The organism is Melghirimyces thermohalophilus (assembly GCF_900102685.1).
GTDB classification, from domain to species: Bacteria; Bacillota; Bacilli; order Thermoactinomycetales; family DSM-45169; genus Melghirimyces; species Melghirimyces thermohalophilus.
The window spans coordinates 129,070-153,467 of sequence record NZ_FMZA01000003.1; the positions used below are offsets into that span (position 1 = coordinate 129,070).

Here is a 24,398-nt window from a genome sequence, read left to right on the forward strand (position 1 = left end):
GTGATCGATTTGGCGAAAATCCGCGTTTATGAATACGCTAAAAAAATGAATATGAGCAGTAAGGAAATCTTGACGATCCTTAAACGGTTAAATATTTCCGTCAATAATCACATGAGTGTGATGGACGATGAGATGGTTAAGAAAGTGGAGCAATTTTTTAAAGACGTAAAACAGGGGGCGGAGAAATCGGAACCGAACACAGCCAAGCATGAAGAGAAAACAAAACAGAAGTCAAACAACCGCACTGGTGGGAATCGACGTTCGGAAGGCGGAAAAAATCAAGGCCGGGGCGGAAGAAAAGGCAAGCAAGATCAAAACCGCACCGGCGCCGATCAACGGCGTCGAAATCGAGGAAATGGGAAGGACAACAAAAACCGCGGCGGCGGTCGAGGCCGTAGAGGAAACCGCAGGGGTGACCGTAAAAGTCAACAGCCGAAGCAGGCCCCCGTACTCCCCTCGGAAATTGAAGTGACCGGCCCGATGACCGTGGGTGAACTTGCTCAATTGCTGCGGCGGGAAGCTTCGCAACTGATCAAAAAGCTGATGGGTCTCGGTACCATGGCCACTATCAACCAGGAGATCGATGTAGATACGATTACCTTGCTTTCCGAAGAATTTGGTGTGAAGGTTCATTACAAAGAAGTGGTGGATGAATCCGCCTTTGAAGAGTTGGAAGAGAAAGATGACCCCGAACAGCTCGAGGAACGGCCCCCGGTTGTAACCATTATGGGTCATGTGGACCACGGGAAGACCACGCTTCTGGACACGATTCGGAAGACGAAGGTGACTGCCGGCGAAGCGGGTGGTATCACTCAGCATATCGGGGCATATCAGGTGAAAGCTAACGGCAAAAAGGTTACTTTTTTGGATACCCCCGGTCACGCGGCATTTACCACGATGCGGGCTCGCGGTGCCGAAGTGACCGATATTACCATCCTCGTGGTGGCCGCCGATGACGGTGTGATGCCGCAAACAGTTGAAGCGATCAACCACGCCAAAGCGGCAGATGTGCCGATTATCGTGGCCATGAACAAGATCGACAAGCCGGAAGCTAATCCTGATCGGGTCCAACAGCAATTGACGGAACACGGACTGATCCCTGAGGATTGGGGCGGTGACACCATCTTTGTTCCGGTTTCCGCCATCAAAGGAGAAGGAATTGATGAGCTCCTGGAGATGATTCTCTTGGTAGCGGAAGTAGAGGAGTACAAAGCCAACCCTGACAAACGCGCCCGCGGGATTGTGATCGAGGCGGAACTGGACAAAGGACGAGGTGCGGTCGCCCGGTTGCTGGTTCAGAACGGAACTCTCAACGTGGGAGATGCACTGGTGGCCGGAAGCTATTTCGGTAAAGTGCGTGCCATGATCAATGATCGCGGTCAGCGGGTGAAAACGGCAAACCCGTCCACTCCTGTCGAAGTTTTGGGTCTGTCTGATGTGCCGGAAGCGGGCGATCCCTTCATCGTCTTTGAGGATGAGAAAAAGGCGCGGGAGGTTGCCGACAAGCGGAATGAGCGGAAACGTCAGGAAGAGCTGGGCGTAACCAGTCGCGTGACTCTGGACGATCTGTACAAACAGATTCAGGAAGGCGAGACAAAAGATCTGAACATCATTATCAAAGCAGATGTGCAAGGATCGGCGGAAGCTCTTCGCGGCTCCTTCGAAAAGATCGATGTGGAAGGCGTCAAGGTGCATATCATCCACTCCGGTGTCGGCGCGATCACGGAATCCGATGTCAAATTGGCTTCTGCTTCCAATGCGGTTATCGTTGGCTTCAACGTGCGTCCTGAACCCCAGGCCCGCATCACCGCGGAGCAGGAAAAGGTGGATATCCGCCTCCATCGGGTGATCTATGACGCCATCGAGGAGATCGAATCGGCGATGAAGGGCATGCTGGATCCCGAATACCGTGATAAACTGGTCGGTCGCGCTGAGGTGCGGCAAACCTTTAAAGTGTCCAAGGTGGGGACAATCGCCGGTTGTTATGTGACGGAAGGTAAGGTTGTCCGGGATGGTAAGGTGCAGCTGATTCGTGACGGTGTCGTGATCCATGAAGGAGAGATCGATACCCTAAAACGTTATAAAGATGATGCCAAAGAAGTCGCTCGGGGATATGAGTGTGGAATCACCCTCAAAAACTTTAACGACATCAAAGAGGGTGACACCATGGAAGTGTTTATTTTGGAAGAGGTGGAGAGATAACGATTGCATATCGGTCTCTTGGACTGCCGCTGTCTGCTCCCAGGTGCAACCTCCCTCAAGGATAAGCGCCGGGCGGTAAAAAGCGGTCTGTCCCGCATCCGCCACCGGCTCAACCTGTCGGTGGCGGAGGTAGGGGCTCAAGATAACCGGCGGTGGGCAGAGTTGGCTGTAGCCGGTGTCGGAAGCGACAGGAGGATTGTAGAAAAGGAGCTGCAGGAAGCGATGCGTCTTCTGGAATCCGTTCACGATCTGGAAATCGTTGACGCGGAAATTTCCTTCCTGTAGCCCCATCCTGTCAAGGGAGTCGAACAGGAGGTGTCGCTGATGGCGCGCATTCGGGCAAGTCGTGTCGGCGAACAGGTGAAAAAGGAATTGAGCCATGTCTTACAGCATGAAATGAAAGATCCCCGGATCGGTTTTGTCACTGTAACCGCTGTGGAAATGAGCGGGGATCTCCAGCAGGCGAAAGTGTTTATCAGCGTGTTGGGAAACGAGGAACAGAAGGACCAGACGCTCTTGGGATTGGAAAAAGCGAAGGGTTTCCTCCGAACGGAAATCGGCCGCCGCGTTCAGCTCCGCCACACCCCGGAATTGATTTTTAAGTTCGATGAATCGATCGAGCACGGTCAATATATTTCCAAGTTATTGGAAGAAGTGAACCGAGATGGCGACCAATCAAAGTGAAGCACGAAAGCGGGCCGAAGCTTTTATAACAGATTCAGGACCGTATTTGGTGGTCTCCCATCTGCACCCCGATGGGGATGCGATTGGTTCCACTCTGGCAGTGAAGTGGATTCTGGAAAAGTTGGGTAAGTCCGCAGTACTGGTCAATGAATCCCCTGTCCCTCACAAATTTCAATTTCTACCTGGGGCGGGCGAGATCCGTTCCCCGGAAGAGTGGAGGGGAGACGCTCCTTTTCGACAGGTGATTGCCGTCGATGTGGCGGACGCAGAACGGATGGGGAAAGCGAGCCGACTGGTAGCCGATGATGCACAGATTCTCAATATCGACCACCATCCGACCAATGATCGGTTCGGAACCGTCAATTGGGTGGAGCCAAAGGCCGCTGCCACGGCGGAAATCCTTTGCCATTGGGCAGCCCATCTCGGGGTGAAGGGGGACCGAGCACTTGCCACCTGTCTCTACACGGGGTTGCTCACAGATACCGGCGGTTTCCGCTACTCCAATACAACCCCGGAAGTGATGGAGCTGGCATCGGGGTTGCTTCGCCACGGGGTGGAACCTGCCGAGGTGGCCGACCGGGTGATGGAAACGATGACTCGGGAACAACTGGCCCTGTTACAGAGAGCCCTGGATACCCTCTCCTTTTCACGGGACGGCCAGGTGAGCTGGATGTGGTTGAGTCGGGAAGCGTTTCGGGAAACGGGGGCTCGGCAAGAGGATCTGGACGGGATTGTCAATTACGCCCGCAATGTGGTCGGGGTAGACGTCGGCATCCTGTTTCGTGAAACGGAGGAGGGTGCGGTTAAGGCCAGCTTCCGCTCCCGTGAGATCGTCGATGTAGGTGCGCTGGCGCAGGCGCTGGGCGGAGGTGGTCATGCCCGGGCGGCGGGATGCACCCTTAAGGGTCCCCGGGAGCGGGTGGAAGCCCTCGTCCTGGAACGGGTGGGCGAAGCCTTGCAACAGGGGGGAGCGTGATGCTTCACGGTGTAATTCCCGTGCTGAAACCTTCCGGTTGGACCTCACACGATGTGGTCAACCGGATTCGCCGTCTGTCCGGTCAGAAAAAGGTAGGACACACCGGGACTCTTGATCCTGAAGTAGAGGGGGTGCTCCCGGTTTGCCTGGGACAAGCTACCCGAATCGCCGAATATATTCAGAACCTGCCTAAACGGTATCGAGGAACGATGACCCTGGGGATCGCCACCGACACCCAAGATCAAACAGGTCAAGTGGTGGAAGAAAAACCGGTGGATGTTGTTCCGACTCCGGAACAGATTGATGCAGTGTTCAACCGGTTTACAGGAGCGATCCAGCAGGTTCCCCCAATGTTTTCCGCGGTCAAAGTGAAAGGGCGTAAGCTTTATGAATGGGCCCGGGAAGGTGAGTCAGTTCAGAGGCCGCCTCGCACTGTGACCATTTATTCTCTGCGCAGAATCGGCATGGAGGACGGTGAACACCCCCGAGTCGACTTTGATGTGACCTGTTCCAAAGGCACCTACATTCGCACGCTCTGTGTCGATCTGGGGGCGGCGTTGGGCTATCCGGCTCACATGTCCCGATTGGTGCGTACGGAAAGCGGCCCTTTTACGCTGACAGATGCTCAACCGCTGCAAAGTTTGGCGGAACTGGCGGAAAAAGAGGAGCTGCACCGGGCGTTGATCGGGATCGGAGACGCCCTGGCCCATTTACCCCAGGTAGCGGTGACAGAAGAAGCGTCAGCTGGGGTGCTCAACGGCAGACCTCTTTCTATGAAGGGCGATTTTGCGGTTGGTACTTTGTTCCGGGTGTTTACCCATTCAGGTCAATTCTGTGCGCTGTATAAGATGAGGGACGAACAGACGGCAACGCCGGAAAAAGTATTTCGGGTCAGGTGAATCTGATGGAAACAATCCATTTATCATACCCCTTAAAAACTGAAGAAACCTTCCCTCCCATTTCGCTGGCGATTGGTTATTTTGACGGGGTTCACCGCGGACACCAGGCTGTGATTCAACGAGCACGGAAGATAGCCGCTGATCTAGGTGTGATCTCAGGTGTGATGACCTTTTATCCCCACCCGCGGGACGTGTTAGGCAAAGCTAAGGTGAATCAATACCTCACCCCGCTTCCGGACAAGCTGGCCCAATTTGAACGACTGGGCGTAGAACGTGTCTATGTGATGCGTTTTGACCGGGAGCTGGCCGCCCGTTCCAAGGAGTCTTTTGTAGAGGATGTATTGCTCCCTCTGCAGGTGAAGGGAGTAACCGTCGGATTTAACTTCACCTTTGGCCGCGGAGCGAAGGGGAAGGCGGAAGATTTAGCGACACTGGGAGCGGGCCGGCTGCAGGTGGAGGTGGTGCGGCCGATTCAGCATCAGGCTCTCTCTGTCAGCAGCACCCGGCTGCGTCAGGCGCTGGATCAGGGCCGGGTGGAAGAGGCTTGTGAGATCCTGGGGCGTCCATACACCTTGCGTGGATCGGTGGTCCAAGGAGATCAACGGGGGCGGACGATCGGGTATCCAACTGCTAATCTGAACCTGGATCAACCTTTTATCGTTCCCAAACAGGGCGTTTATGTGGTCCGTGTCCGCAAGGGGGAGAAAGTTTACCACGGGATGATGAATATCGGCGTCCGCCCCACTTTTAAGGAGAAAGAGGCACAACGCACCTTGGAGGTCCACCTTTTTGATGTGAACGAAGACCTCTATGGTAACCACTTACAGGTGGAATTTCTCCATCATCTCCGGGACGAGGTCCCTTTTGATTCCGTGGATGACTTGATCGCTCAATTACAACAGGATGAGCAGAATGCTCGTTCCTGGCTGGACCTTGGCAAAGGTGCTAATCGAACTTAAATACATTTACTATTACCAGTGGTTATGCTATACTGTCCAGGTACCGGGTGGCGCTGTCACCCGGTCTCCGTGTCGAGGGCTTTTTCGGCCCTTCGGCGTAGCAACCCTGGCGCGGATCATTGACTGCCTCGGCGATGGCCTGGGCCATGGGGGTTTTGAAATAAGGAGGTGAACGGGATGAGCTTGTCCCTGGAACGCAAACGGGAAATCATCAACGAGTTCAAAACGCATGAGAATGATACCGGATCTCCCGAAGTTCAAATCGCGATCCTGACTCATCGGATCACGGAGTTGAATGAACATCTCCGGGAGCACAAGAAGGATCACCATTCCCGCCGTGGTCTTCTGAAGATGGTCGGGCAGCGTCGCAATCTGCTCAACTATCTGCGGAATAACGATGTTCAGCGGTACCGCCAGGTGATTCAAAAATTGGGCTTGCGCCGGTGACGTGAACAAAGCGGGGGATTCCCCGCTTTTTTCAGTAACAGAGAATCTAAAAGCCTCCTTAGAAGGAAATAATGCTACCATGAAGAAAGTATTAACTGTGCGTGTGAGAGGAGGGTTCGCAGCAAAGATGGAATCAACGGTTTTCGAGACGGAGTTGGCGGGGAGGCGATTAACGCTGGAATTTGGCAAATACGCCAATCAGGCCAATGGTTCCGTTTTAGTACGTTACGGAGAGACAGCGGTATTAGCTACGGCAACGGCGTCGGAAGAGCCGAAGGACCTGCCCTTTTTTCCCTTGACGGTGAATTATGAAGAACGGTTGTACGCGGTGGGAAAAATCCCCGGCGGCTTCATCAAGCGGGAAGGGCGACCCAGTGAAAAGGCGATTCTGGCCAGTCGGTTGATCGACCGGCCCATTCGTCCGCTGTTTCCGGAGGGGTTCCGGAATGATGTGCAGGTGATTACGACGGTGATGTCCGTCGATCAGAACTGTTCATCGGAGATCGCCGCTATGATCGGCGCTTCCGCCGCCCTGTCCGTCTCCGACATCCCCTTTTCCGGTCCGATCGCCGGAGTGATCGTCGGCCGGATCGACGGAGAGCTAGTGATCAATCCGACGGTTGAAGAGAGCGAAAAGAGCGATATACACCTGGTTGTCGCCGGTACCAAATACGGTGTTAACATGGTGGAAGCGGGTGCTGACGAGGTTCCGGAAGAGGTTATGCTGGAAGCGATCCTGTTCGGTCACGAAGCGATTAAGGAGCTGGTGGCCTTTCAGGAGGGGATTATCGAACAGATCGGAAAAGAAAAGATGGAACCGGAACTGCACCGAGTGGACCCCGAAGTGGAGAAGCGGGTGCGGGATCTAGCAGCCGTCCCCATGGCGGAGGCCGCCCAAGTTGTAGAAAAACAAGCCCGCGAGGAAAGTATCGAGCAGGTGAAAAAGGCGGTTGTGGAGGAGCTTGCTGAGGAATATCCGGAAGAAGAACAACAACAAGAGATCGACGAAGTGCTGCAGACGGTGTTGAAAGAGGAAGTCCGCCGCATGATTTTGGTGGAGAAAAAACGGCCCGACGGACGGTCTCCAGAGGAGATACGCCCCTTGACCAGCGAGGCGGGTATTCTTCCCAGAACTCACGGCTCTGGCCACTTCCGGAGAGGGCAGACACAGGTGGTCAGCGTCTGTACCTTGGGTGCCCTCGGAGATGTACAGATTTTGGACGGCCTCGACCTAGAAGAGTCCAAACGGTTTATGCACCATTACAATTTCCCTCCTTTCTCCGTGGGAGAATCCCGGCCGATTCGTGGACCGGGGAGACGGGAGGTCGGGCACGGCGCCCTGGGAGAACGGGCACTGGAGCCGATCGTCCCCTCTGAGGATGAGTTTCCTTACACGATTCGAGTCGTATCGGAAGTGTTGGAGTCCAACGGTTCCACCTCCCAGGCTAGTATCTGTGCATCGATTCTGGCTATGATGGATGCTGGTGTGCCGATCAAGGCCCCTGTTGCCGGTATCGCCATGGGCCTGGTCAAAGAAGGTGATCAGGTGACTGTGCTGACGGACATTCAAGGGATGGAAGATCATTTGGGTGATATGGACTTTAAAGTAGCGGGAACGAGCCAAGGTGTAACCGCCCTCCAGATGGATATCAAGATCCAAGAGATCGATCGTGGGATCCTGACACAGGCCCTGGAGCAGGCTTATCGAGCCCGCCAGGAGATTCTCAGCAATATGACAGCGACACTGGAGGAGCCCCGTAACGAATTGTCTCCTTATGCTCCCAAAATTCTCACCTTGAAGATTCACCCCGATAAAATCCGTGAAGTGATCGGACCCAGTGGTCGGGTGATCAACAAAATTATTGAGGATACCGGGGTGAAGATCGACATTGAGCAGGACGGACGGATCTTTATCGCCTCGACGGATCCGGAAAAGAACCGCAAAGCCAAAATGATCATCGAAGATCTGGTACGGGAAGTGGAGGTTGGTGAGACGTACACCGGTACCGTGAAGCGGGTGGAAAAGTACGGGGCCTTTGTGGAAATTCTCCCGGGCAAGGAAGGTTTGGTACATATTTCCCAGCTGGACAAAACTCGGGTGAACAAAGTGACCGACGTGGTCAATCTCGGGGATTCCATCGAGGTGAAGGTGACGGAGATCGACAACCAGGGGCGGATCAATCTGTCGCGAAAAGCCTTGTTGACGGATAAGTCCTGAGAATGGATCTTGTCCCCCACAAAAAGAGTCAGAGCGATCTGTCTCTTTTTTTATTTGTCCTAAACCCTTGTATAGGAGTCGGTAGCGACGCATAGATTAGGAATATCTGGAATGAAGGTGTTGTTGCCGACATGAATAAGGGAAAGCTTTCATTGAAGTGGCTGATCCTTTCTTTCCTCCTGCTTGTCTCCGCAGTCTATTCTCCACCGGTCACCGCATATGTCGATTCGGTGAAGCAGGGAACGGCGGAGCCAGTGATTCAGCCCTTATTTGAAGAAGAACATATAAAAGACGTGATCGAAAAAGGAGCCCGTGCTCGGTATGAACCACCGGTGGATGCCCGGGTGGATCCGATCTGGAAGGCGATTCCCGGTTACAACGGCCGAAAAGTGGATCAAGAAGCCACTTATCGTCGGGCCCTGCGGAAACAAGGAGGGGAAATCCCCTGGGTTTACCGGGAGGTGCCCCCGCGGGTGACGCTGGATCAATTGGGAGCCCAGCCGATTTACCGAGGCAACGAACAGAAGCCGATGGCGGCTCTGATGGTGAATGTAGCCTGGGGAACCGAGCACCTACCGGGAATGCTGAACATCCTGGAACAGGAAGGTGTCCCTGCTACCTTTTTTTTGGACGGATCTTGGGTGAAAAAACATCCGGAAGAAGCTAAGATGTTGCTGGAAAAAGGCTACGAGGTAGGCAACCATGCGTACAGCCATCCGTTGATGAGCCAAATTTCCCGGGATCGCATGCAACGTGAGTTGCAAAAGACCGAGGAGCTGATCCGTGAACTGGGTGGTCGATCCCGTTTTTTTGCTCCCCCGGCGGGGGATTTTAATCAGTCTGTTGTGAAAGAGGCCTATCGTATGGGGATGAAAACCGTTTTGTGGACGGTGGATACGGTGGATTGGAGGCCCAGTTCCAGCCCGCAATGGATGACGGAGCGGGTACGAACAAATATCGACAAAGGCAGCCTGTTGTTGATGCACCCGACTCCGCGAACGGTACAAGCCCTTCCTCAAATCATAAGAACCATTGAGCAAAAAGGATTACGATTGGGCACGGTGGGTGAGGTTTTATCATCAAAACGGATAGATCCTGTTGAGCCCTTCCACACCTTTTGATATAGTGATTAATACTTGCGGAAAAAACTGACATATAAAAAGGATAAATGGGATAGGGGGAACAAATTGATACAAAAATGGACGCTTTCCAACGGGATCCGGGTGGTGGCGGAATCGATACCCCACGTCCGCTCAGTCGCGCTGGGTCTGTGGTTTGGTACTGGTTCCCGTCATGAAACATCGGAGAACAATGGGGTTTCCCATTTTTTAGAACACATGATGTTCAAAGGCACAAAAACACGGACTGCTCGCCAGTTGGCGGAAGGATTTGATGAAATCGGCGGCCAGGTCAATGCCTTTACCTCCAAAGAGATGACCTGCTACTACGCCAAAGTGATGGACGAACATTTGGAGCCGGCGGTGGAACTGTTGGCCGATATGGTGCTTCAATCCACTTTCGATGCTGACGAGATTCGCAAAGAACAGAAGGTGGTGGAGGAAGAGATCCGGATGGTGGATGATACGCCCGATGATGTGGTTCATGATGAGCTTTATTCTGCTGCAGTCGAAGGTCATTCCCTCGGATTTCCGATTCTGGGAAGTGTGGAGAATGTGCGAAGTTTCGATCGTGGTGGTCTCTTGGATTTCAAGGAGAAGCGCTATCATCCCCAAAAGCTGGTGATCGCCTGTGCAGGCAATCTACCGGAACATTTTTTGGAGTTGCTGGAGACCCATTTTGGACACTTTCAGGGGGTGCCGGATCCGATTCCTCGGACAAAGCCGGTGTTTACTGCCGGTGCCGCGATGAAGAAAAAAGCGACGGAGCAGTCTCATTTTTGTCTCGGTTTACCTGGGATCGCGGTTGGCGATCCTCGCCATTATGCTTGTATCCTGCTCAACAATTTGGTGGGAGGAAATATGAGTTCTCGCCTGTTTCAAGAAGTTCGTGAAAACCGGGGGCTGGCCTATTCCGTATTTTCTTACCACAGTTCCTACAGTGATTTTGGCTTGTTCACGATCTACGCGGGAACGGCACCTGGTCAGGAAAATGAAGTGATGGATGTGATTCTACACATTCTCGAGGATATTCGGAATGACGGAGTGACCGATGAGGAGCTTCGCAAAGGGAAAGAACAGTTGAAAGGCAGCTTGATGATGGGACTGGAGAGCACCAGCAATCGGATGAGCCGGTTGGGGAGAAATGAACTTCTCTTAGGTCGTCATAAATCTTTGGACGAAGTGGTGGAGGCGGTGGAAAGCCTGACCCGCCAAGATTTGCTTGAAGTGGCCCGGGCTCTCTTTTCCCATCCGATGGCGATCTCTGGTATCTCGCCAGAGGGTCGATTGCCTTCAGCATTTAGGAGGGAAGCCCTTGCACTATGAAGTTGGCATTCAACAACTTCCCGGAAATGAGGATTTAACGATCCCCCGCCAGATGTCTGCGGGAGCCAGTGGGTTTGATTTACAGGCTGCGGTAAAAGAAGAGATTTTATTGAAGCCGGGGGAGTGGCGGCTGATTCCGACAGGGATTGCGTTGGAGATGCCCCCAGGGTTGGAAGCCCAGGTGCGACCTCGCAGTGGACTGGCTTACCGTTACGGGATCACATGCACCAATGCCCCTGGAACCATCGATGCGGACTACCGCGGTGAAGTTTCCGTCATTTTGCACAACCTGGGGCATCAGCCCTTTCACGTTCAGCGGGGAGATCGCATTGCCCAATTAGTATTTCAGCAGGTTCCCGTGGTACGGCTCACGGAGAAAATGGAGCTGGATGAAACCCAGCGAGGATCGGGCGGCTTTGGTCATACAGGAAAGTAATCTCAACATCGGAGGGGAAAGGTGAGTTTCGAGAGACGCAAAGGTTTGGATGAAGAGCTGGAACAGGTGAGAAGCGCCCTGTATCAGGTGGTGGATGGAAAAAGCTCCCGATTGTCCGCAGCGGCGATTCTGCCTATCAGCCAACAGTAGGATTTATTGCTGAACCGTTTCCACGCGGAAAAAGAATCGTTCCGGATGAGGTTTTTTTCCTCATATCCTGAATTCACGAGGGATACATATGGATCAGGGGGAGGGATCGCCTTTGCGGTGGAGCGAGTTTGCTGAAAAAGAACTGATCGATGTTGGAGGAGGGGAACGGATCGGTAATGTGGGGCAGGCAGATCTCCTGATCGATCCGCAAACGGGAGAAATCCGTTCCCTGTTGCTGCCAGTTGGCTCTTCGTGGTTCGGAAAAAAGCAAGGTACCCGGGAGATCAACTGGGGACATATCAAAAAGATCGGACCGGAAATGGTGATTGTGGAGACGGGAAGCGGTCTCTATCATCGGTAATAGAAGCTTCATGCGGTAACGAGGTGCACTGCACCTCGTTTTTTGTATGTGGTAACCGATAAAGAACCCTCGACATATGATGCAGGAGAGAGCGGCGACTTCCCAAAGGTAGGGGTGCCCGCCGCCATTGGGTACTCCACCGGGAAAGGGGTCATTCAGGGGAGATGTTGAAAGGAAAACATGTGGTATTTATCGGCGGTGACGCTCGGCAGCTGGAAGTGATCAAAAACTGCATCGAGGGGAAGGCAAGGGTTAGTCTGATCGGTTTTGACAACCTGCAGAGCCCATTCAGCGGCGCCGTCAACCGGGAACTGACCGAAAACCTATTAAAGACGACAGATATATTGATCCTTCCGATTTTGGGAACGGATGAAGAAGGATTTGTTGACAGCATTTTTACCACCAAAAAATTAGTGCTGACCGAGAGGCATATCGCATCGTTACCCCATCATGTCACGATCTTTTCAGGAATCGCAAAATCATACTTAAAGGATTTAAGCGAAAAATACTCCATTCGATTGGTGGAGCTCTTAAAACGGGATGATGTAGCCATCTACAACTCGATTCCCACCGTCGAAGGCGCTCTGATGATGGCCATTCAAAATACCAATATCACCATCCACGGGTCGACTTGTGCTGTGCTGGGGTTGGGTCGAGTGGGAATGACTCTGGGAAGAACTCTGACAGCATTGGGGGCTCAGGTGAAAATGGGCGTCCATCGACCGGATCAGGCAGCCCGTGCTGAAGAGATGGGACTAAAGGCTTTTTTTACGAAAGATATTCATGATCAAGTGGATGATGTAGAACTGCTCTTCAACACCGTCCCATCATTGATCGTTACGGAAGAAGTGCTCAATCGGATGTCCCACAACACGGTCATCATTGATCTCGCTTCCAAACCGGGTGGTGTCGATTTCCTCCATGCTGAAAAGAGAGGGATCAAAGCGTTGTTGGCGCCCAGCCTACCCGGAATCGTCGCATCCAAATCAGCGGGCCGGATTTTGGCCCAAACGATTATCCGCCTGGTGGCGGAGCAGCATGAGGAGGGTTCCAACCGATGAATTTGAAAGGGAAAACCGTCGGATTTGGAATGACGGGTTCCCACTGCACCCATGACGAAGTGCTGCCGCAAATGGAGCGGTTGGTAAAGTTGGGAGCCCGGGTGATCCCGATCCTTTCCCATACCGTTCAAACGGTGGACAGCAAGTTTGGGGAAGCGGCGGAATGGTTGCGCAAGATCCGGGACATCACCGATGAGAATATGATCACTAGTATTCCTGAGGCAGAACCGATCGGCCCGAAAAAGCTATTGGATTGCATGGTGATCGCCCCCTGTACCGGGAGCAGTCTGTCCCGCTTGGCCAACGCGCAGACAGACAGTCCGGTGCTCATGGGTGCCAAGGCGCAGATGCGCAATCAGCGGCCCGTCGTTGTCGCCATCTCTACCAACGACGCTCTGGGTCTCAATGCAGCTAACCTGGCCCGTCTTCTACCAACCAGGCATATCTATTTTGTCCCCTTCGGCCAAGATGCACCGGAGCAGAAGCCCAATTCACTGGTAGCGCGGATGGAAATGATCCCCGAGACGATTGAGGCGGCTATGAACGGGAAGCAAATCCAACCATTGATAGTTGAAAAATACCGCGATTTGATCTCATAATAGATAAAGATGCACCACCAGCATACACCGGGTTGCGGTGGCCTTCATTTATCCTCAATGGAGGCCCTCGTAACTTTTGGCCTACTGAAGTCTTTAGGGGGACTGATTACATGCCTTTGAAAGAAGCAACGGTCGCTGTCTTAGGAGCAACAGGTGCTGTCGGAGAACAAATCCTGCGCAACCTGGAGAAGCGTTCTTTTCCCGTGAAAGAACTTCGCCCGCTGGCTTCGGCCCGTTCTGCAGGAAAGACGGTTCGTTTTAAGGGTGAAGCGGTCACAGTGCAGGAGGCAAAGCCGGAAGCCTTTGAAGGCGTGGACATCGCTCTGTTCAGCGCCGGCGGCGGCATCAGTGAAAAGTTTGCTCCCGAAGCTGTGAAACGGGGTGCCGTGGTTATTGATAACACCAATGCCTTCCGTATGAATCCGGATGTTCCCTTGATTGTGCCGGAAGTGAATGGGGACCAAATCAAGAACCATCAAGGGATTATTGCCAATCCCAACTGTTCCACGATTCAGATGGTGGTGGCGCTCAAACCGCTTTACGACCGGTATGGATTTGACCGCGTGATCGTTTCAACCTATCAGGCGGTCTCCGGATCTGGTGCTCAAGCGATGGAAGAACTGAGCGAACAAACACGCGCCTCTTTAGAGAATCGGGAGGTAAAAAAGGAGATCATGCCGGTCGGCAAGCTTGACAAACATTATCAGATCGCCTTCAACACCCTTCCACAATGCGATGTGGCCCAGGATAACGGGTTTACGTTGGAAGAGATGAAGATGGTGCGAGAAACAAAAAAGATTTTCGGTAATGAACAGATCGGCGTGACCGCCACCTGTGTGCGGGTTCCGGTCCAACGGGGACACAGCGAATCCGTCTATGTGGAATTGGAAAAAGAGTTCGATCTGGAAGAGGTACGTCAGGCTTTACGGGATGCGGACGGGGTGATCCTGGAAGACGATATCCAAAACCAGGTGTATCCCACTCCATTGGATTCTGTCGGCCGGGATGAAGTGTTCGTGGGACGCGTGCGCAAAGACATCGCTCATCCCCGGGGACTCAACCTGTGGGTGGTAGCCGACAATCTTCTGAAAGGCGCTGCGACCAACGCCGTACAAATCGCAGAACGTTTGGTTCAAGCGTAAGGTAGAAGGGATTATTGATGAAAATCCGAGTACAAAAGTTTGGCGGAACTTCGGTGGCCACTTTGGAACGCCGGCAGCGTGTCGTCCATCATATCCAGCAGGCCATTGAAGAAGGTTGTGGTGTTGTCGCTGTGGTTTCGGCGATGGGACGTAAAGGGGATCCCTACGCCACAGACACATTTTTAAACTGGATCACGGAAAATGGGCAGTCCCTTTCTCCGCGGGAACAAGATTTGCTACTCTCCTGCGGGGAGATCATTTCCGCCTCCACCCTATCCAGCCTGTTAAACCGAGAGGGAATTCCCAATACGGTGCTTACCGGAGGGCAGGCTGGAATTATCACCAACGATAACTACAACAACGCACAGATCCTAACCATCAATCCCAAGCGCGTCCAGGAGGAATTGAAGCAGGGGAAAGTGGTTGTATTGGCCGGGTTTCAGGGCCAAACGGTCGATGGAGAGACGACGACCTTGGGCCGCGGGGGGAGCGACACGACCGCTACTGCCCTCGGGGTCGCTCTAAATGCTGACGTGGTCGATATCTTCACCGATGTAGAGGGTGTGATGACCGCCGATCCCCGGATTGTGGAGGATGCGGCCCCTCTCGAGAGCGTCACTTATACGGAGATCTGCAATTTAGCCTTCCAAGGGGCGAAGGTGATTCACCCCCGTGCGGTGGAACTGGCCATGCAGACCAATGTGCCGATCCGGGTGCGATCCATCAACCGCGATCATCCAGGCACCTTAGTTTCCAGCACCCATGAGCAACACCGTGTGGCCAGTGAAGTGAACGATCGCCTCATCACCGGCATCACCCAGATGGCCAACGTCACCCAGATCAAAGTTCCGGCGGGCGAAGGGCAATATGACCTCCAGTTGAAGGTGTTTAAAGCCATGGCGGAAAACGGGATCAGCGTGGACTTTATCAATATTAACCCCAGCGGAGTTATCTACACCGTGTATGATCATGTTGCGGATCAGGCGGAGACCATCCTTCGCTCCATGGATCTCAAGCCGGAATTGTTGCGGGGATGTGCCAAGGTGTCCTTAGTAGGTGCTGGTATCGCCGGCGTCCCCGGCGTCATGTCTGAAATCGCCGAAGCGTTGACCAGAGAGGACATCCCGGTACTGCAATCCGCTGACTCTCATACGACGATTTGGGTGTTGGTGCCAGGGGAAGATATGGTGAAGGCGGTTCGTTCGTTACACCGAAAGTTTGATCTTCACAAAGCCCATTTAACCAGTTAATATATAGAGAATGGTTGGGTGTTTAAACAGATCTACACCGATAGATCGGGACTAGGGGGATGGACGTCGTGCAATTTGGTAGACTTCTGACTGCTATGATTACTCCCATGACCGATCGCGGAGCCATTGATTGGCCGCGCGTCGATTCTGTTATTGAACATCTTATTCAGAACGGCACCGATTCTATCGTCGTCGCTGGTACGACAGGAGAGTCGCCGACATTAAGCCATCAGGAAAAGCTGGAACTCTTCCGGCATTCGGTTCAGCGAGCCGGCGGTCGCGCCAAAGTGATCGCCGGCACCGGCAGCAATAACACCGCGGCATCGGTCCAGTTGACCCGCGAGGCGGAAGAGGCTGGAGTAGACGGTGTGATGCTGGTGGTTCCTTACTACAACAAACCGACACAGGAAGGGTTATACCAACATTTCAAAACGGTGGCCGAATCGACATCCCTCCCGGTCATGGTCTACAATATTCCCGGTCGGAGCTCTGTCAACCTCAGTGTCGATACATTGGTACGGTTGACCCATGAAGTGGAAAATATTACTTCCATCAAAGAGTCGAGCGGGGATCTTGTTTCGTTAATGGATCTTGTGGAACGAAAACGGGATGGCGTAGCCATTTATAGCGGAATGGATGAGTTGTTGATTCCTTACCTCTCTATCGGAAGTGTCGGCATCGTCAGCGTGGCGAGCCATGTAGCCGGAAGAGAGATCAAGGAGATGATTGAAGCGTTTTTTGCCGGGGAAGTGGAGAAGTCCGGTGCGATTCAGCGCCGCTTGATTCCCTTGTGGCGAGGCCTTTTTATGACAGCCAGCCCAGCACCGCTTAAATACGCCCTATCGCTGCTGGACGTTTGCGAGGAACATGTCCGCCTTCCGATCGTTCCCTTGAATCAGGCGGAAAAGACGCATATGCAGACACTCCTTCACACCATGCAGATCACTTGACAAAAGGTGATGAGAGTGTAACCCCGGGTCTTAAAGGGCCCGGTTTTTTCGTTTGCACTTCTGGAATATTTTCTTATCCGGTTTCTTGCAACCCTTCTTTCCATTCGTGTATAATAACGATAAGTGACTTGTGCGGTTTATGGGTGAACTACAATTGAATATGTAACAGGAGGAATTTTTTTTGACAAAAAACAACTCACGAAGCAAATTGTCCATTTTTGCTCTCGGTGGGTTGGATGAAATCGGGAAAAATATGTACGTGGTCCGTTACGGCGATGACATCGTCGTAATCGATGCTGGATTGATGTTTCCGGAAGAGGAAATGCTGGGAATCGATGTGGTGATTCCGGATATCACGTACTTGCTGGAGAATCGTGACAAAGTGCGCGGGATTCTTGTCACACACGGGCATGAGGACCATATCGGCGGTCTTCCTTACATCCTTAAACAGCTTCATGTGCCGGTATACGGTACAAAATTGACGATGGGCCTGGTGGAACACAAATTGCGTGAGGCCCATCTTTTAAACCAGACGAAACGGGTGGTTATCAACAGCCGGTCGGAAGTGAAGCTGGGTTCGATGAAAGCCACCTTCTTTAAGACGAACCACAGCATCCCTGACTCGGTCGGGATCTGTCTGGAAACGCCGGAAGGGCGGGTCGTCCATACCGGTGATTTCAAATTTGATATGACCCCCGTCAACGGACAGGCTGCAGATATGCATAAAATGGCTGAGATTGGTAAGAAAGGTGTTTTATGCCTTCTTTCCGATAGCACCAATGCGGAGCGGCCCGGGTTCACCGGATCGGAACGTACGGTTGGCGAAGCGCTGGAGGCTGTGTTCCGCAAAGCGAAACAGCGAGTGATTGTAGCCACATTCGCTTCCAATATCCACCGGATCCAACAAGTGGTGGACGCGGCTCACATGCACAACCGAAAGCTGGCTGTTGTTGGGCGCAGCATGGTTAATGTGGTCAATATCAGCATGGAACTCGGTTATCTGCGTGTTCCCCCCGGTCTGTTGATCGACCCCGATGAGATCAACCGATTGCCTGCCCATAAGGTGACGGTGATGTCGACGGGAAGCCAAGGGGAACCTATGTCCGCTTTGACGCGTATGGCCAATGGATCCCATCGCAAGGTGGAAATTTTGCCTGGGGATACGGTGATTTTAGCTGCCACGCCCATTCCCGGCAATGAAAAATTGGTCGCCAAAACCGTCGATAGACTCTTTCGGGTCGGGGCCAACGTGGTCTACAGCACCAATTCCCAGCATGGTGTCCACGTGTCCGGTCATGGATCCCAGGAAGATCTGAAACTCATGCTCAATTTGATCAAACCGAAATACTTTTTCCCGATTCACGGTGAGCATCGGATGTTGCGTGCTCACAGCCAACTTGCCGAATCTGTCGGAATTCGTCCGGAGAATATCTTTATCAGTGATAATGGAGACGTGGTTGAATTCTCCGGCGGTAAAGCGCGTTACGGCTCCAAGATCCAGACGGGGAATGTCCTCGTCGACGGGTTGGGGGTCGGAGATGTGGGAAATATCGTTCTTCGCGATCGTAAACTGCTGTCCCAGGATGGCATTCTCGTCGTTGTAGTCACCCTCGGAAAAAATAATGGTAAGATTTTGTCCGGACCCGATATCATTTCACGTGGCTTCGTTTATGTGCGCGAATCGGAAAAACTTCTGGAAGAAGCCAACCGCATTGTCACCCAAACGATGGAAAAATGTGTGAGTGAACGGGTCAGCGAATGGGCATCGCTTAAAACGAGCGTTCGGGATGCTCTGAGTAAGTTCTTATTTGACAAAACACGTCGTCGCCCGATGATCCTTCCGATCATCATGGAGGTTTGAGACGTATCTAAAAAGACCGCGATCTCTTTTACGAGGTCGCGGTCTTTTTTACAAGATCGGGGACAACAGTCTGGAGACGGACTCCTTAAAACGGATTTTTAAGGGTCGCTGTTCGTACTCCTCCATGGTCAATTCCCGGGATTGTCCCAAATCCGATTGGAAGATGGCTGACAATTGTCGTGTAGTCGGTTGATGGTACATGAAGGCATTGACCTCAAAATTGAGCCGAAAACTGCGGACATCGATATTGGCTGTTCCCACCGAGCTGATTTCATCATCGACGATGATCGTTTTCGCATGGATGAAGCCGTTTTCATACAGGTAAATTTTCGCTCCGGCTTTTAACAGTTCGCCAATATAGGAGTACGTCGCCCAGTAAACAAACATATGATCCGGTTTGTTCGGAATCATCATACGGACATCGACCCCTGATAGGCTGGCGATTCTTAAGGCATCTAGCAGGCTGGCGTCGGGAACGAAGTAGGGGGTTTGAATATAGATCGATTTTTTGGCAGAGGTGATCATTTTGATGTAACCGTTTTTGATCTGTTCCCATTCGGAGTCAGGTCCGCTGGTGACGATTTGCATGGTCACTTCCCCAACCGGGGGTGTGACGGGGAAGTAGCGGTCGGAGTAAGCGATGGGGTGGCGGGTGGTGGCCTGGTTCCAATCCAGAATAAATCGGGTTTGCAATGCATGGACAGCGGTTCCGATGATGCGCAAATGGGTATCCCGCCAGTAACCGAATTGGGATTTTAATCCCAGGTATTCATCTCCCACGTTGAAGCCACCCACATAGCCGATTTTTCCGTCGATAATACCCAATTTCCTGTGATTTCGGTAGTTGAGCCGGGGGTTGATAAACGGAAAGGAAGAGGGAAAGAATTCTTCCACGTGTCCGCCGGCCTCGATCAGTTGGCGAAATGGTTTTTTCGATGTTTTTCTCGATCCCAAATCGTCAAACAGGACGCGTACTTCAACCCCCTCCATCGCCTTTCGGGTCAACGTTCGAATGAGTCTTTTTCCCAAGTTGTCATTGCGGAAGATATAGTACTGAAGATGGATGTGGTCCTTGGCCGACTCGATGTCCCGGAACAAGGAACGAAATTTATCTTTACCGTCGGTAAACAGGTTGACTCGGTTATCCTGGGTCAACACGGCGTCGTTATTGATCAAGTGCATGTAAATCAGACTCTGATGTTTCTTCGTGTCAGGATTTTGGAAGGGGAAGGTGTTGTCTTTAATCGCTTGAATCTGTGTGTGAATCAAGTGTTCAATGCCGATTTTATGTAAATCCTTCCAAACAAAAAGGCGTTTACGACTCAGATTTTGTCCGAAGATCAGGTACAACAAAAATCCTGCTAGGGGGACGAAAAACAGGATTAACAGCCAGGCCCAAGTGGCGCTGGCATCCCGTCTTTCCATAAAGATCAAGATAATGGCAACCAGGATATTGAGGATGAAGACGATACTGAGCAGAATCGACAATAGGTTAATGTTTTCATTCATATGAGACCCCTGCCTGTCGGTTTTTTAAACCTATCTCGCATCATTCTTACGTTTCCTGCTGGATTCGTCAAGCAGATAGCAGCAACGAGCATAGGATTCCCACGAGCCCCCCATACTAACTGGAGGAAAAGGGGGATAAGTATGAATGGAAAAATGACACCGCAAACCAATCCGACCACACAACCTCCAGGTGCACCTTCTCCCGGAGCTCCCGGACCGCAGCCGGGAACGGATCCGGAAAAGAAAGGGGCCCCAAAGCAAAAAGGAATCGTCGATGCCATACAACAGTTGGGTCAAACCAACGTACCTCAGATGGAGTCCAATGTCCACTGTCTCTCTATCATCGGTCAGGTGGAAGGGCATATTGTGATGCCAGCCCAAAACAAAACGACCAAGTATGAGCATGTCATTCCTCAGATTGTGGCAGCGGAACAAAACCCCAAAATTGAAGGGGTTGTCGTGATGTTGAATACTGTCGGCGGGGATGTGGAAGCCGGGCTGGCGATCGCAGAGATGATCGCCTCCATGAGCAAACCGACGGTATCCTTGGTGTTGGGAGGAGGCCACAGTATCGGGGTGCCGATCGCGGTGGCTTCCGATGTAAGTTTTATCGCCGAGACGGCCACGATGACGATTCATCCCGTCCGCTTAACCGGTATGGTGGTGGGGGTTCCGCAAACCTTCGAGTATATGGAAAAAATGCAGGACCGGGTGATCCGGTTTGTTGCGGAACACTCCGCCATCAGCGAGGATCAGTTTCGGGAGTTGATGTTTCGGACCGGCGAGTTGGCCCGGGATATCGGAACCAATGTGATCGGAGGAGATGCAGTCAAGTACGGTTTGATCGACCATGTGGGGGGCTTGGGCGACGCCTTGACGGAATTGAATCGACGAATCGGGACTGGTTCGGAGGGACCGATCCAATGATTTATTACTCCGTCATCCCGATGGAAGCTGCTCTCACCGACCCTTCAGAACAGGGGCCTGAAATCCGGGAAGTGGATGTAGGAGGTGTCTCCATGGTGGTGGAGATGGAGGGAGGCGGTCAGGGGCGAATCCTGCGCCTGCTCTCCACTGATCCTGGACATTACTTGGATCCCCGCTATCAACCGGGTTCCCGCGTACGTTTATAAATCTACATGGCAAGACCCTCCATCCGGATTCGGACTGGAGGGTCTTGCCATGTTATAATGGAAACACAGGAATAGTTTGGACAGAAAAGGGGACCGGTGATGGCGAAACAAAAAAACAAACCCTCCCAAAGTGTATCAAATGCGATTTTATTTGAATTATACGGCATTGTGATCTTCACCCTTTCGCTGATGGCGATGGCCCAGATGGGAGCTGTCGGTCGGGCGCTGGGGTATTTATCCCGCTTTTTTGTGGGTAACTGGGACTTTCTGATCCCACTGGGCGGGTTGATATTGGCGGTCCGCATCATGGCCAAGCGCCGATGGCCGAGCCGCTGGTCCCCCCGCTGGTTGGGGATCCTGATGATTGTGCTGGCCTTTCTCATCTGGAACCACATGGAAACTTTTGACGCCCTGGAAGAGCAGGGGGCGAAAGGGTCGATCCTCTCCATCACGTGGGAACGGATTTTGGAGGAGAAAAATTCCCGTCTTCCGACGGATATCGGAGGTGGTATGGTAGGGGCGATGGGCTATGGGCTGTTTCGTTTTCTATTTGACCGAACCGGCTCGACATTAGCTGTGATCGCTCTCGGATTGGCAGGGGTGATGCTGGCGACGGGACTATCCTATGTCAATAGCTTTCATGCTCTGAAGGCGCGCTGGAATCAATTTGTACAACATTGGAAGGCGGAGCTGCTCCGTCGCTTTACTGATCAGCGTAAAAAAGCGGCAACTTCTTCACGGCGTCGCCCGGTTTCGAAAGACAAAGGAAAACGGTCGGCGGAACAAAAGGAATCTCCTGATATCCCGGTGATCCACGACTTTTCGGAAAAGGCGGAAGAAGAGAAAGACGTGCCGGCGGAGCTTGTACAACCGGAGCTTTTTCCGGCGAAACCCCCGATTACGGAGAAAAAGGAGGCACAGGTCCAATCGTCAGACTCTGATAAAGAAAAATCCGCTGGTGCAGTGGTGGTTCACTTCAACAAAGAGAAAGACCTTCCCGAGTACCGGCTGCCGCCCTTTACACTCCTCAGTAAGCCGAAAACATCGGGAAATCGGGATCGTCGTGGGATGACCGATAATGCGAAAAAGCTGGAGAAGACGTTGGAAAGTTTCGGGGTAAAAGCGAAAGTGACGCAAATCCACCGAGGTCCGGCGGTTACCCGATATGAAGTGCAGCCGGATATCGGGGTCAAGGTGAGCCGGATTGTCAACCTGTCCGACGATATCGCACTGGCACTGGCTGCCAAGGACATCCGGATTGAAGCGCCGATTCCGGGGAAAGCTGCTTTAGGTATCGAGGTGCCTAACCCGGAAATATCGATTGTGGGGCTCCGGGATGTGCTGGAAAGTTCTCAGTATCACGAGGCCCATTCCAAGCTATCCATCGCCCTGGGCCGGGATATCTCCGGTGAACCCATCGTGGGAGATTTGTCTAAAATGCCCCACCTGCTGGTAGCCGGCGCGACAGGGTCAGGCAAAAGCGTCTGTATTAATGACATCATCTGCAGCATTTTGTACAAGGCAAAACCCAATCAAGTCAAGTTGATGATGATCGACCCTAAAATGGTGGAGCTAAACATCTACAACGGGATTCCGCACCTGTTGGCACCGGTGGTTACCGATTCCCGGCGGGCCGCAGTAGCTCTAAAAAAAGTGGTGGCGGAGATGGAAAAGCGGTACGAGCTGTTTGCGGAATCTGGAGCTAGAGATATTGAACGTTACAATCAACTCGTCCGGGAAAAGGGGGAAAAGGAGCCAGAGTTACCCTACATCGTGGTGATCGTTGACGAGCTAGCCGATCTGATGATGGTGGCACCGGCGGATGTGGAAGATGCCATCTGCCGACTGGCTCAGATGGCCCGGGCTGCCGGCATCCATCTGATCATCGCGACCCAACGCCCGTCTGTCGATGTTATAACTGGGGTGATCAAGGCCAATATCCCGTCGCGCATCGCCTTCGGCGTCTCCTCAGCAGCCGACTCCCGCACGATTTTGGATATGGGCGGAGCGGAGAAGCTGTTGGGACGGGGGGATATGTTGTACCTGCCGGTGGGAGCATCCAAACCGATCCGGGTGCAGGGATCTTTCGTTTCCGATTCAGAAGTGGATGCGGTGGTGAAATATGTGAAAGATCAGCAGGAGGCCCGTTATCACGACGAAATGATTCCGGAAGAACAGAGCGAGGACACAGCGGAGGAAGACGTGGAGGATAGTCTGTTCCCCCAAGCTGTTCAATTGGTGGTAGAGGCGAAAACGGCTTCGGTATCTTTGTTGCAACGGCGTCTCCGAGTGGGTTATACCCGGGCGGCTCGCCTGATCGACTTTATGGAGCAAAAAGGGATCGTCGGTCCCTATGAGGGAAGTAAACCGAGAGAGGTGCTGGTAACCCCTGAACAGCTGGCGGCGCGACAACAAAACTCCGTCTGGCGCTCCGGCTGATTGGACAGGGGTCATGAAAAGACGCAAATGAGGGTGTGGGGACAACTCCGGGTGGGGATGTCCCCATTTTTCACGTTTCTATGAAACGCTTGAAAAAGCGATGGTTGAGTGTCGTTTCTGACATGGGATGCGATCAGTGGGGGGTATTACTCAGCGGCCTGCTGGAGGCTGCCGGTCTGATGACTGTTACCGGTAGGGTTAAAAACCTCGGGAGAAGCGGAGGTAGCGATGATGGAGGTCAGTCCCTGGGATCGAAACTTGATCCCCAATTTGACCCCATCTCCGACCACGTTAGCGGGGCACGGGCCTATCTCTTTAGCGATACCCATTTTCAGGAAGTGATACCCTTTCGGCGTCTGAGCCGCCACCTATTTCGGCTTGGCAGTGGGGATCGTTTGAATCAGCCAGCTCTTTTGGATTGACAGTTTGGAGCTGGCTGTTTTGTTGGGGTGGGCGGCAGGCCCTTGCAGCCATTGAAATCCGATGAAACCTGTTAAAAAGAGAGATGTTTTTTCCTTTCTCCGCAGCATTTCTGTGGAGAACGGTCATACTATAGAATATTGAGTGGATTTCGGGAGTTGGGGGTATCTCTCGCATGCCTCTCTGTTCTTTGGTACAATTTAGTTATGAAACCCGGTTTTAAACGGCCGGATTCCTGTGATTTACAGAAAAGAGGTG

At 52.6% G+C, this 24,398-nt stretch carries 24 protein-coding genes; 22 read left to right on the forward strand and 2 right to left on the reverse strand.

Annotated features, from left to right (window positions below):
• Positions 1-9 precede the first annotated feature (9 nt).
• The 19 genes from infB to BLP91_RS03170 all read left to right on the forward strand — a co-directional run bounded on the left by infB (position 10) and on the right by BLP91_RS03170 (position 18,639).
• Positions 10-2,202, forward strand: a complete 2,193-nt coding sequence (gene infB / locus BLP91_RS03085; RefSeq protein ID WP_091566557.1) for a translation initiation factor IF-2 — start codon at positions 10-12, stop codon at positions 2,200-2,202.
• 3 nt (positions 2,203-2,205) lie between these two features.
• Positions 2,206-2,487 (forward strand): DUF503 domain-containing protein, encoded by a 282-nt coding sequence (locus tag BLP91_RS03090; protein ID WP_091566559.1) that lies wholly within the window; start codon positions 2,206-2,208, stop codon positions 2,485-2,487.
• Positions 2,488-2,526: 39 nt separating this feature from the next.
• Positions 2,527-2,886, forward strand: a complete 360-nt coding sequence (gene rbfA / locus BLP91_RS03095) for a 30S ribosome-binding factor RbfA (RefSeq protein ID WP_091566560.1) — start codon at positions 2,527-2,529, stop codon at positions 2,884-2,886.
• On the forward strand, positions 2,867-3,862 hold the full coding sequence (locus tag BLP91_RS03100; RefSeq protein WP_091566562.1) for a DHH family phosphoesterase: 996 nt from the start codon (positions 2,867-2,869) through the stop codon (positions 3,860-3,862). The genes rbfA and BLP91_RS03100 overlap by 20 nt, the downstream gene beginning before the upstream one ends.
• Positions 3,862-4,761 (forward strand): tRNA pseudouridine(55) synthase TruB, encoded by a 900-nt coding sequence (gene truB, locus BLP91_RS03105; protein ID WP_091566564.1) that lies wholly within the window; start codon positions 3,862-3,864, stop codon positions 4,759-4,761. The genes BLP91_RS03100 and truB overlap by 1 nt, the downstream gene beginning before the upstream one ends.
• A 5-nt stretch (positions 4,762-4,766) precedes the next feature.
• Positions 4,767-5,720 (forward strand): bifunctional riboflavin kinase/FAD synthetase, encoded by a 954-nt coding sequence (locus tag BLP91_RS03110; protein WP_091566566.1) that lies wholly within the window; start codon positions 4,767-4,769, stop codon positions 5,718-5,720.
• 177 nt (positions 5,721-5,897) lie between these two features.
• Positions 5,898-6,167, forward strand: coding sequence for a 30S ribosomal protein S15 (gene rpsO / locus BLP91_RS03115; RefSeq protein WP_091566568.1), 270 nt, complete (start codon positions 5,898-5,900; stop codon positions 6,165-6,167).
• Positions 6,168-6,294: 127 nt separating this feature from the next.
• Entirely contained in the window at positions 6,295-8,385 is a 2,091-nt protein-coding gene (gene pnp, locus BLP91_RS03120) for a polyribonucleotide nucleotidyltransferase (protein WP_091566570.1), read from the forward strand.
• Positions 8,386-8,516: 131 nt separating this feature from the next.
• Positions 8,517-9,506, forward strand: a complete 990-nt coding sequence (locus BLP91_RS03125; RefSeq protein WP_091566572.1) for a polysaccharide deacetylase family protein — start codon at positions 8,517-8,519, stop codon at positions 9,504-9,506.
• A 66-nt stretch (positions 9,507-9,572) separates the two neighbouring features.
• Positions 9,573-10,829, forward strand: coding sequence for a M16 family metallopeptidase (locus BLP91_RS03130; RefSeq protein WP_091566574.1), 1,257 nt, complete (start codon positions 9,573-9,575; stop codon positions 10,827-10,829).
• The gene (gene dut, locus BLP91_RS03135; protein ID WP_091566575.1) at positions 10,819-11,265 is read left to right on the forward strand and encodes a dUTP diphosphatase; all 447 of its coding nucleotides are present in this window, start codon (positions 10,819-10,821) and stop codon (positions 11,263-11,265) included. Before BLP91_RS03130 ends, dut begins: the two co-directional genes overlap by 11 nt.
• 21 nt (positions 11,266-11,286) lie before the next feature.
• Positions 11,287-11,415 carry a hypothetical protein gene (locus tag BLP91_RS17230; protein ID WP_281220338.1) on the forward strand — a complete coding sequence of 43 codons (129 nt, stop codon included), beginning with the start codon at positions 11,287-11,289 and terminating at the stop codon, positions 11,413-11,415.
• 112 nt (positions 11,416-11,527) lie between these two features.
• Positions 11,528-11,776, forward strand: a complete 249-nt coding sequence (locus tag BLP91_RS03140) for a YlmC/YmxH family sporulation protein (RefSeq protein WP_091566577.1) — start codon at positions 11,528-11,530, stop codon at positions 11,774-11,776.
• A gap of 164 nt (positions 11,777-11,940) precedes the next feature.
• Entirely contained in the window at positions 11,941-12,837 is an 897-nt protein-coding gene (dpsA, locus tag BLP91_RS03145) for a dipicolinate synthase subunit DpsA (protein ID WP_091566579.1), read from the forward strand.
• Positions 12,834-13,436 (forward strand): dipicolinate synthase subunit B, encoded by a 603-nt coding sequence (locus BLP91_RS03150; RefSeq protein WP_091566581.1) that lies wholly within the window; start codon positions 12,834-12,836, stop codon positions 13,434-13,436. Before dpsA ends, BLP91_RS03150 begins: the two co-directional genes overlap by 4 nt.
• Positions 13,437-13,546: 110 nt before the next feature.
• Positions 13,547-14,578 (forward strand): aspartate-semialdehyde dehydrogenase, encoded by a 1,032-nt coding sequence (locus tag BLP91_RS03155; RefSeq protein WP_091566584.1) that lies wholly within the window; start codon positions 13,547-13,549, stop codon positions 14,576-14,578.
• A 17-nt stretch (positions 14,579-14,595) separates the two neighbouring features.
• Complete coding sequence (gene dapG / locus BLP91_RS03160) at positions 14,596-15,828, forward strand: aspartate kinase (RefSeq protein WP_091566586.1); 1,233 nt, start codon at positions 14,596-14,598, stop codon at positions 15,826-15,828.
• Positions 15,829-15,887: 59 nt separating this feature from the next.
• Positions 15,888-16,778, forward strand: coding sequence for a 4-hydroxy-tetrahydrodipicolinate synthase (dapA, locus tag BLP91_RS03165; protein ID WP_091566588.1), 891 nt, complete (start codon positions 15,888-15,890; stop codon positions 16,776-16,778).
• A 181-nt stretch (positions 16,779-16,959) separates the two neighbouring features.
• Positions 16,960-18,639, forward strand: coding sequence for a ribonuclease J (locus BLP91_RS03170; protein WP_091566590.1), 1,680 nt, complete (start codon positions 16,960-16,962; stop codon positions 18,637-18,639).
• 48 nt (positions 18,640-18,687) lie between these two features.
• On the opposite strand, the gene cls is transcribed toward BLP91_RS03170, so the two are convergent.
• Positions 18,688-20,136 (reverse strand): cardiolipin synthase, encoded by a 1,449-nt coding sequence (gene cls / locus BLP91_RS03175; protein WP_091566734.1) that lies wholly within the window; start codon positions 20,134-20,136, stop codon positions 18,688-18,690.
• A gap of 153 nt (positions 20,137-20,289) precedes the next feature.
• On the opposite strand from cls, the gene BLP91_RS03180 reads away from it, so the two are divergent.
• The 3 genes from BLP91_RS03180 (at position 20,290) to BLP91_RS03190 (ending at position 23,720) form a co-directional block, all read left to right on the forward strand.
• Positions 20,290-21,075: a ClpP family protease gene (locus BLP91_RS03180; protein WP_245662065.1), complete on the forward strand. Its 786-nt coding sequence runs from the start codon at positions 20,290-20,292 to the stop codon at positions 21,073-21,075.
• Positions 21,072-21,281, forward strand: coding sequence for a YlzJ-like family protein (locus BLP91_RS03185; RefSeq protein ID WP_091566592.1), 210 nt, complete (start codon positions 21,072-21,074; stop codon positions 21,279-21,281). The genes BLP91_RS03180 and BLP91_RS03185 overlap by 4 nt, the downstream gene beginning before the upstream one ends.
• Positions 21,282-21,380: 99 nt before the next feature.
• Positions 21,381-23,720, forward strand: coding sequence for a DNA translocase FtsK (locus tag BLP91_RS03190; protein ID WP_091566594.1), 2,340 nt, complete (start codon positions 21,381-21,383; stop codon positions 23,718-23,720).
• 146 nt (positions 23,721-23,866) lie between these two features.
• On the opposite strand, the gene BLP91_RS16295 is transcribed toward BLP91_RS03190, so the two are convergent.
• The gene (locus BLP91_RS16295; RefSeq protein WP_176757786.1) at positions 23,867-24,088 is read right to left on the reverse strand and encodes a hypothetical protein; all 222 of its coding nucleotides are present in this window, start codon (positions 24,086-24,088) and stop codon (positions 23,867-23,869) included.
• Between the last annotated feature and the right edge of the window lie 310 nt (positions 24,089-24,398).